Annotated in this window: 2 protein-coding genes; both read left to right on the forward strand. The window is 54.6% G+C overall.

The genetic code is table 11. The annotated features are described in order from the left end of the window. On the forward strand, window positions 1–1,260 hold a 1,260-nt coding region (locus ABYB95_RS22740; protein WP_372662383.1), incomplete at its 5' end, for an O-antigen ligase family protein. Further along, window positions 1,247–1,849 (forward strand): glycosyltransferase (locus tag ABYB95_RS22745; protein ID WP_372662386.1); only part of this gene is annotated, 603 nt, incomplete at its 3' end. The genes ABYB95_RS22740 and ABYB95_RS22745, both read left to right, overlap by 14 nt.

Here is a 1,849-nt window from a genome sequence, read left to right on the forward strand (position 1 = left end):
AATCCACCCCGCCATCCCATGATTGAAGCCCGGTCTTTTCAGAATATCAGCCTGAGCTTGGGGCGTGTGGGTGTATTGGGCATGATGATTTCCATGCCGATTTCGCGCGCGCTCTTCAACCTGTCGGCGTTGCTCATGTTGCTGGGCTGGATTTTTTCAGGCGATTTCGGCAACCGATTCCGATCGATATACCGAAATCCGATGGCCATGGCCGCCATTGCCTTGTTTGGCATCGTTGCATTGGGCGGGCTGTACAGCATCGCCGATGCCCATCTCATTGCTGCAGACATTCTGGTGTTCAGCAAGCTGCTTTATATTCCCTTGGTGTGGACCTTGTTGAGCAGCAGCAAATGGCTCAACCGAGCACATTGGGCCTATGTGGCCGGCATGATGATCACATTGTTGGCGGTATATGCCGACATCTGGCTGGACATTCCCGGCACAAGAACCTATGCAGCTGATTTGGGCGACGACCACGGTGTTTTTTACCACCACATTGCCCAAAGCATGGCCATGTCGTTTTTCACCATTTATGCGCTTCACCGAGGTCTCATTGCGCAGCTTAGAAAATCAAAGATTCTCTGGCTGACCGTCGCCGTATTGGCCACCATCAGTGTGACCCATCTCAGCGCCAGCCGGACCGGTCATTTGTGTCTGTTGGCGGGTTTTCTGGCGGCGGCGGTCGTGCACCTTCCCAGGCGCAGGCTGTTGGTTGCGATCCCGCTGGGCCTGGCATTGGCAGCGGCCTTGGTGCTGAGTTCTTCCACGCTGCAAGATAGGTTTCAAAAGGGCTATCAGGAAATCGTCGATTTCAAATTCACCAACGACTACTCGTCGATGGGCGCCCGTTTGCAGATGTGGCACATTTCCACCCAACTGATCGCAGAAGCGCCGATCCTGGGCCATGGAACAGGCAGTTACCCCCAATTGGCCAAAGAGCGGTTTGCCGATGACCAAATGTGTTCCATTGGATGTCCGCAACCGCACAACCAGTTCATGTTCACAGGTGTTGAAAACGGGTTGGTGGGCGTGTTGTTCCTCTTGGTATTCATGGCATCTCCGGTGTATGCCGCATACCGCAAGCAAATAGGCAGCCTGCGCTTGGCCATTCCCTTGGTGGCCATCATGCTGATGGCCAACCTGTTCGACAGTGCGCTTCTGATCAGGCCCGAGGGCTATTTTTTCATCTCCGCTTTGGCGCTGGTGATGTCCACCCACTTTCGCAACGCAAAGCCGGAGCCCACTTATGGAACCCGTTAACGTCATCTGCATCAAATGGGGCTCCAAGTATGGTGCAGACTATGTCAATACTTTGCGCAATATGGTTGCGCGCCACCTGTCGCGGCCGCACCGGTTCATTTGCCTGACCGAACACCCCGAAGGCATTCAGGCGGATATCGAGACCAAACCGATTCCACCAACCGGATTTCCGGCATTCGATCGGCTGGAACCCTGGGTCAAAGGCGATGGCTGGTTGAAGCTCAGTTGTTTCGTCAACCCCTTGTACGACATCAAGGGGAAAACGCTGTTTCTCGACCTGGATGTCGTGATCACCGATTCACTCGATGCCTTGTTCGACTTCAACGAAAACTTTGTGGTGATCAAGGACTGGGCCTACCAAAACGGCGTCGGCAACACATCGGTGTTCCTGTTCGAGGCAGGGGCCCAAGCCGATGTTTTGGACCACTTCACCGCCCACCACGAGCAGATCCGCAAGGACATCCGCATCGAGCAGGAGTACATCAGCCTGTACATGATGGAGCACAAAACGATCACCTATTGGCCGCAGCCCTGGTGCGTCAGCTACAAATACCATTGCATGGGCCGAGGGCTCAAAAGCTGGTACACC

It is taken from the genome of Hydrogenophaga sp. (assembly GCF_041633695.1).
Taxonomy (GTDB): domain Bacteria; phylum Pseudomonadota; class Gammaproteobacteria; order Burkholderiales; family Burkholderiaceae_C; genus Hydrogenophaga.